The 6,739-nt window shown below is 69.9% G+C and carries 8 protein-coding genes; all 8 read right to left on the minus strand.

Features of this window, described 5'->3' with window-relative positions; translation table 11 throughout:
* Nucleotides 1-42 precede the first annotated feature (42 nt).
* The 8 genes from ABZ896_RS17345 to ABZ896_RS17380 all read right to left on the minus strand — a co-directional run bounded on the left by ABZ896_RS17345 (nt 43) and on the right by ABZ896_RS17380 (nt 6,657).
* Nucleotides 43-1,248 (minus strand): cytochrome P450, encoded by a 1,206-nt coding sequence (locus ABZ896_RS17345; protein WP_360928880.1) that lies wholly within the window; start codon nt 1,246-1,248, stop codon nt 43-45.
* 67 nt (nt 1,249-1,315) lie between these two features.
* Nucleotides 1,316-2,107, minus strand: coding sequence for an oxidoreductase (locus tag ABZ896_RS17350; RefSeq protein ID WP_360928883.1), 792 nt, complete (start codon nt 2,105-2,107; stop codon nt 1,316-1,318).
* Nucleotides 2,108-2,131: 24 nt separating this feature from the next.
* Nucleotides 2,132-3,289, minus strand: coding sequence for an acyltransferase (locus ABZ896_RS17355; RefSeq protein WP_360928886.1), 1,158 nt, complete (start codon nt 3,287-3,289; stop codon nt 2,132-2,134).
* 67 nt (nt 3,290-3,356) lie between these two features.
* Entirely contained in the window at nt 3,357-3,713 is a 357-nt protein-coding gene (locus tag ABZ896_RS17360) for a hypothetical protein (protein ID WP_360928889.1), read from the minus strand.
* Nucleotides 3,667-4,416: a hypothetical protein gene (locus ABZ896_RS17365; RefSeq protein ID WP_360928892.1), complete on the minus strand. Its 750-nt coding sequence runs from the start codon at nt 4,414-4,416 to the stop codon at nt 3,667-3,669. Before ABZ896_RS17365 ends, ABZ896_RS17360 begins: the two co-directional genes overlap by 47 nt.
* Before the next feature lie 53 nt (nt 4,417-4,469).
* Entirely contained in the window at nt 4,470-5,558 is a 1,089-nt protein-coding gene (locus ABZ896_RS17370) for an NADH:flavin oxidoreductase (protein ID WP_360928894.1), read from the minus strand.
* Nucleotides 5,559-5,611: 53 nt separating this feature from the next.
* The gene (locus ABZ896_RS17375; protein ID WP_360929004.1) at nt 5,612-6,298 is read right to left on the minus strand and encodes an NAD(P)-binding domain-containing protein; all 687 of its coding nucleotides are present in this window, start codon (nt 6,296-6,298) and stop codon (nt 5,612-5,614) included.
* Nucleotides 6,295-6,657: a nuclear transport factor 2 family protein gene (locus tag ABZ896_RS17380; protein ID WP_360928897.1), complete on the minus strand. Its 363-nt coding sequence runs from the start codon at nt 6,655-6,657 to the stop codon at nt 6,295-6,297. Before ABZ896_RS17380 ends, ABZ896_RS17375 begins: the two co-directional genes overlap by 4 nt.
* Nucleotides 6,658-6,739 lie beyond the last annotated feature (82 nt).

Genomic DNA, 6,739 nt, shown 5'->3' on the forward strand with positions numbered 1-6,739 from the left:
CCGTGCCCGGGAGCGTGCGGGGAACGTGACGACAGGCCCTGGTCACCAGGTGACCGGCAGTGCTTCCACGCCGCGGATCAGGCGGTCGGGCCGCCAGGGCACCTGGTCGGCCGGGACCGCGAGCCGCAGGCCCGGCATCCGGTCGACCAGGGCTTCGAGCACGGTGCGCAGCACCATCCGGGCCAGCTGCGCGCCGATGCAGAAGTGCGTGCCGTAACCGAAGGTGAGGTGCGGGTTGTTCGGCCGGTGGAAGTCGATGTCGTCAGGGCGGTCGAACACGTCGGGATCCCGGTTGGCCATCGTGTAGTCGATGGCGACGGCCTCGCCGGCGCGGACGGTTCGCCCGCTCAGCTCCACGTCCTCAAGGGCGACCCGGGTGAAGCCCGCGGCGGACGTGCTGCTCGGGATGGCCCGGGACAGCTCCTCGACCGCGTCGGGGACGAGACCCGGATCGGCGACGAGTTCCCGCCACCGGTCGGGATGGGTCAGCAGGGTGTAGACGAAGTTGCCGAGCTGGCTGGCGGTGGCCTCGTAGCCGGCCGACAGCAGACTGTCCGCGACGCTCACCAGCTCCTTGTCGTCGAGCTCGTTCTCCGTGTCGCTCAGCGCGACCAGCTCGCTGAGCAGGTCGTCGGTGGGGGAGGAGCGGCGGAGCGCGATCAACTCGGTGAGATAGTCGTCGAGTTGCCCGCGGGCCCACATGGCCTGGTCCGGATCGGTGAGGATCAGCAGGCTGTTCACCCAGCCGGTGAACCGCTCGCGGTCGGCGACCGGCACCCCGAGCAGTTCGCTCATCATCGTGATCGGCACCTGCCAGGTCAGCGCCTTGGTCAGGTCGGCGGGCGGGCCCGCGTCGATCACGGTGTCGAGCAGACCGTTCACGATCTCCCGGGCACGCGGGCGCAGCGCCTGGACACGCCGGGTGTTGAACGCCTTCGTCGCCGGCCGCCGCAACCGGCTGTGCTGCGGCGGGTCCATGCTCAGCATCGTCGTGGGGGGCAGCGCGAACGCGATGGCGCGGGGCACGTCCTCGCCCGTGGCCGCGGCCCGGCTGAACCGGGGATCGCCCAGCACCGTCCTGACGTCCGCGTGCCGCGCCGCCAGCCATGCCTCGCCGTCACCGCCGAACGGCAGCTTCACCAACGGCACTTGCTGCTCGCGGCAGAGCTCGACCAGTTCAGGGTCCACGTCGAGCCGCTCGGCCGCAGCGCAGACATGTGGCCGTATTCCGTCTCGTGCCTCGGTCATCGTGTCATTCCCTTCCGTGTCGGCAGGCCAGCCTTCGCCCGCGCCTTGGGTGGTCGTCGGCCGTGGGTCACAGGGCCGCGGCCTGTCCGCCGTCGATGGCGAGCGTGGTGCCGGAGACGAACGAGGCGCGCGGGGAGACCAGGAAGCCGACGGCCTCGGCGATGTCCTGCGACCGGCCGATCCGCCCGAGCGGGATGTCGCCGACCCATTCGTCCGAGTCGGAGTCCATCTCCACGGCGACGCCGAGCTGTTCGCTCATTTTCAGAAGCGCCTCGTCCGCGCCCGGCGTCGCGATCCGCCCCGGGGAGACGGCGACGACCCGGATACCCTCGGGCGCCAACTGGACCGCGAGCCCCTTGTTGTAGATGTCGAGCGCGGACTTGGCGGCGGCGTAGTGCAGCAGCAGCGGGTGCGGGGAGATAGTGGCGAAGGACGAGAGGTGCACGATGACCCCGCCGCCACTCGCCCGCATCGACGGCACCAGCGCGGCGTTGAGTCGTACGGCGGACAGGAAGTTGACGTCCACCGAGTACTGCCAGTCCTCCTCCAGGTCCAGCGCGCTGGGGAAGGCGCGGACCCCGCCCGCGTTGTTGACGACGATGTCCACCCCGCCGAGCGTCTCCAGCGCGGTGGCCGCGAACTCCCGCACCCCGTCGGGAGTGCTGAGGTCGGCGCTCACGAACTTGGCCGCGGAGGGGGTGTCCGCGTGCGGGTTGCGGGCCGCGGTGACCACCGTGGCGCCGGCGTCGAGCAGGCGCTGGGCGATGGCGGCGCCGATACCGCGACTGCCACCCGTGACGACGGCCCGCTTTCCTTCCAGCTCCTGGGGAATCTGTGCGGTGAGACGGTTCTCGGTCATTCTCGGACTCCGTTTCCTGGGGATCTACGGGACGAGTGTTTTGGGCGCGACGGAATTCCGGGCGCTTTTCGGGCGGCTGAAGCGCCGGACCATGGGACGTTCGACCAGGTGGTAGAGGGCCGCCGCGAGGGCGATGCTGATCACGATGCTGAGGAAAATGTTCAGCAGCCTCGTTGGTACGGAACCGGTCACCACGCCCGTGGCGTGGATGAGATCGGCCGGTCCGTAATAGATGACGAGGTAGTGCACCATGTAGAGCGCGAAAGATATCTCGCCCAGCCAGACCATGATCCGGCTGTTGAAAGGTGTGCGCAGGGCGCGTGTGTCGGCGGTGGCGGCTGCCGCGATCAACAGGGCGATGGCGATCGCGGTCAGCCCGGAGCGCAGATGGAACACATTGGGCAGCAGGGACTGGATCTCCACACTGGCGATCGTCAGGAGGGACGCCGGCAGCAGGCCGAAGCGGATCCATTTCCCGGTGATCACGACGCGTGCCATGAGGATGCCGAGCACGAATTCGAGCATCCGGACCGGCGGGAAGAGATACGCGAACCAGCTCTGCCACTCCGAGGACTGCGGGTCCCACCCCGTGACCGGGTGCGACGGCAGCAGTTGGGCGATGAACGGGACAGCGGTGCCGGCCGCGACGAAGGCCGCCACCCACCACCACAGCCGTTCCGGGCGGATGCGCGCGATACAGCGGATCAGCCAGGGGAAGCAGAGGTAGAAGAACAGCTCGCAGCCGAGGCTCCAGCTCACCGAGTTGGTTCCGTTGAACCCGCCGTGGTAATCGAGATACGGAATCCAGGGCTCGATCAGCAGCAGTCCCGGAATGGTGTTGATCGCCACGATCGGCACACTGGCGGCCACCATGAGAACCCTGGAGGCCGCGAAGGTCACCAACTGGTTCGGGTAGAGCTTCACCAGGCGTCGGCGCCAGAACAGCTTCGGGGTGTCGTTCGGATCGGCCACCCAGGTGAGAATGAAACCGCTGAGCACGAAGAAGAACGTCACTCCGACCGGTCCGAGCGTCGTGATCACCCGAAACGGCGGGTCGGGATGGAATTTCCCCACGATCTGACTGTCCAGGTGGGAGATCATCACGGCGAAGGCCGCAACGAACCGCATCCCGGTCAGTGAGGGCAGACGGCTTGCGCGGGCAGGCGGTTCCAGTGTCGCCATTCGCGTTTCCCTTCCATTCTTGTGATCCTCGTGTGAGCCGTGATCTGGTGCGGTCCGGGCCCGGTCGTCACCAGTGGAGAGCGTGACCTGCAACTCGACGCGGCCCAGTTGCGCGCCGACGCACTGGTGCGGGCCGAAGCCGAACGTTGCCCGACGGGATCGCGGCGACCAGCCGTTCCCCCGCCTTCACCGCGGTGCCGCCCACGGTGACGTCCTCGGTGGCGTACCGGGCTGCCCCGAACTGGATCACCGACAGATGGCGCAGCAGCTCCTCCACCGCGGTGCCGGCGGTGTCCGGTGCGGCCCGCAACGCGGCCGGCTGGTCGGGGTGCTCCAGGAGCACCGGCATGCCCAGCGCGATCATGTGGGCGGTCGTCTCATGGCCGGTGACCAGCAGCATCACGCCGACGTCGACCAGTTCCACGGTCAGCGGCCGGTCGGTCCCGGCGCCGTGTGCGATCAGCCGGCTCAGCAGGTCGTCGCGTGATTCGGCGAGCCGCTGCCCGACCACCTCGCAGAGAACAGCCCTGCATCCGCGCCAGTGCCCCGTCACCGGTGGCCGCGTCCGTCTCGAAGCTGCTCAGCGCCTCGCTGTCCCGCTGGACCGCCTTGAGGTGGTCGCGGGGTACGCCCAGTACCTCGCAGGTCACCAACGACGGGATCGGTGGCGCGAGATCCCGTACCAGGTCGGCGCTCGACCGGGTGAGCATCGCGTCCATGTGTTCGTCGGTGATGTCCTGGACGCGGGGCCGCAGCGCATCCCTCCGCCGTCCGGTGAACTCACCGACGAGCAGCCGCCGCAGCCGTGCGTGCCCCGCGCCGTCCAACGAGAACATCCAGCCCGGCACCGGGTCCCGCGGGTCGTAGCAGGGGAGCGCAGGCGCGTTGCCGGCGCCGCGGGAGCTCAGCCGTGGATCGGTGAGCACCTCCCGGACGTCCTCGTACCGGCTGACCAGCCACGCGTCCATCCCGGCCGGGCAGCGCACCGGCGAGAGGGGAGCGTAGGCGCGCGGTCGGGGGTAGGTCTCGTCCTGGTCGAAGGGGCAGGAGTCCGGCCGGGTGGCGGCAAGGCCCGGTGCCGCCGGCGCGGATCGGTCCGCCGGGAGCTCCGCTTCGTCGTGCTCCATGGTCAATTCCTGTTTCCTCGGCGCGTGTTCACGGTCAGGTCGGTCGGTCATCGTCAGGACAGGGTCTGGAGGACGGACGGGTCGTAGGGGACGGCCCTTGCCAGCTCGCCGCGCAGGGCCAGGGCCGCCCAGTCCGGGTTGGCCAGCAGCGGTCGGCCCACGGCGACGAGGTCGAACTCGTCGCGCTCCAGGCGGGCCACCAGCTCGTCGATGCCGGTCACCGCGGAGGGCCCGGTGAAGCCGGAGCTGAAGTCGCCCTCTCCGTACTGCTGTTGCAGGCCGACCGAGCCGACCGTCACGGCGGGCCGGCCGGTGAGCCTGCGGGCCCAGCCGGCCAGGTTGAGGGGGCTGCCCTCGAACTCGGGCTGCCAGTAACGGCGCGTGGAGCCGTGGAACACGTCGACTCCGGCGTCGGCCAGCGGCGTCAGCAACTGTGCGAGCTCGTCCGGGCTTTGGGCGGTGCGGGCCCCGTAGCGGCCCAGCTTCCACTGGGACAGCCGGAAGAAGACCGGGAACCCCGGGCTCACCGCGGCCCGGACCGCCCGCACCACCTCGGCCGCGAAGCGGGCGCGGGAGGCCGGGTCGCCGCCGTAGCGGTCGGTACGCCGATTGGTGACATCCCACAGGAAGTTGTCGATCAGATAGCCGTGCGCGCCGTGCACCTCGACGCCGTCGAAGCCGAGCCGCTCGGCGGTCGCGGCGGCCTTCGCGAAGGCGGCCACCGCATCATCGATGTCCCGCTGGGTCATCGCCCTGCCCAGCGGTCCGCCGTCCAGTCCGATCCCGGACGGGACGTCGGCGGGCGGGTCGGTCGCCGTGCGGGCGGCCCCGGTGTGCCACAGCTGTGGAATGATCCTGCCGCCGGCCCCGTGCACCCGGCGCACCACGTGGGCCCAGCCGGCGAGGGCCGAACCGCCGTGGAAACAGGGCACGTTGTCGTACGCCCCCGCGGCCGGGCGGTCGACGTAGGTGCCCTCGGTGATGATCAGTCCGACCTGGTGGGCCGCGCGGCGGGCGTAGTACTCCGCGACGTCCGGTCCCGGCACACCGCCGGGGGAGGCCGTTCTGGTCATCGGGGCCATCACGATCCGGTTGGGGAGCGTGAGGTCGCCCACGGTGAACGGTTGGTTCAGGCCGGCCATGGTCTCTCCTCTCCTTGGAGGTCAGGCGCGTGGGAAGCCAGGCGTGTTGGAGATCAGGCCTGCCACTCGGCGGTGCGTTCCGGGGATGCCTGCGCAAGTGCCCGCGCGACGCTGTCGGCGTCACCCCGGAGTCCGTAGACGGGCGTCCCCGGCTGCTGGCGCCAGGAGTCGTCCAGCCCGCCCGCGTCCACGCTGTCGAAGCCGAGTGCGTCGATGAGGTCGCGCACGGTCCGCTTGGCCGCCACGGCGTCACCGGCGACCGGCACCGCCTGACGGCCGGGACTTCCCTGAGGGCGGCCCCGGTCCAGGAGGTCCTGGGCGTACGTCCCGTTGAACGCCTTGGTCACGACATGACCGAGTTGCCGCTCCGTCCAACGGCTCTCGGGCAGCCCGTCCTCGACGTCGGCGATCCTGCCGTCGCGGCCCGGGTAGTAGTTGCCGGTGTCGACGACCGCGACGCCCGGCGCCGCGCCGTGGAGGAGCCCGGCGGGCAGGGCGGGCACCGCCTTCAGGGGTACGGCCACCACGACGATCCGTGCGCCCCGTGCCACCTCGGACACGGTGGCCGGGGTGGCGCCGGTCTCCTCGGCGAGCGTCGTAAGGGTGTGCGGCCCGCGCGAGTTGGCCACCGACACGTGGTGTCCCAGCGCGGTGAGCCGCCGGGTCAGATTGCCGCCGATGTGGCCCGCTCCGATGATGCCGATCTTCATGTGTCCGACCCTTCCGGTGTGCGTGGTCAGGCCGTCGGCATGGGGTAGTGGTATTCCTGGATACGGTCGATGAGGCCGCCCTCGAACCGGAAATACACCAGGGCGTGCACCTCCTGGTGGGACCCGTCGGGCAGAGCCAGGTGCAGCACGTGCTGCTGGAGGACCTCGTTCTCGTTCTCGAATTGGCGCTCGACGTCGTACCGCAGCGATGTCACGCCGGCGGCGAATTCCGCGACCTGCTCCAGTCGCTCGTCGATCGGCTGTTCCACCGTGCTGTCGTTCTGCCACACCACGGCCTTGTCGGTGCACATGGTTCGGGCGCCGGGGAAGTCGTAGTTCTCCAGAATCCGCAGAAACGCGTTCACTTTCTCGATCAGGCTCTGTGACACGCTGAATCCTCACTCCTCGAAGGTGTCCGCGGTTCGGTGATGGACATGGTGCACGGCTCCCCTTGCCGCCTTCTTTCGCTCC

Source organism: Streptomyces sp. NPDC047072, from assembly GCF_040643855.1.
Lineage (GTDB): Bacteria > Actinomycetota > Actinomycetes > Streptomycetales > Streptomycetaceae > Streptomyces.

What these genes read in the sequence shown, in the direction of transcription:
- ABZ896_RS17355 (WP_360928886.1), bottom strand. Translation starts at nt 3,289, where the DNA reads ATGGCGACACTGGAACCGCCTGCCCGCGCAAGCCGTCTGCCCTCACTG.
- ABZ896_RS17365 (WP_360928892.1), bottom strand. Translation starts at nt 4,416, where the DNA reads ATGGAGCACGACGAAGCGGAGCTCCCGGCGGACCGATCCGCGCCGGCG.
- ABZ896_RS17350 (WP_360928883.1), bottom strand. Translation starts at nt 2,107, where the DNA reads ATGACCGAGAACCGTCTCACCGCACAGATTCCCCAGGAGCTGGAAGGA.
- ABZ896_RS17370 (WP_360928894.1), bottom strand. Translation starts at nt 5,558, where the DNA reads ATGGCCGGCCTGAACCAACCGTTCACCGTGGGCGACCTCACGCTCCCC.
- ABZ896_RS17345 (WP_360928880.1), bottom strand. Translation starts at nt 1,248, where the DNA reads ATGACCGAGGCACGAGACGGAATACGGCCACATGTCTGCGCTGCGGCC.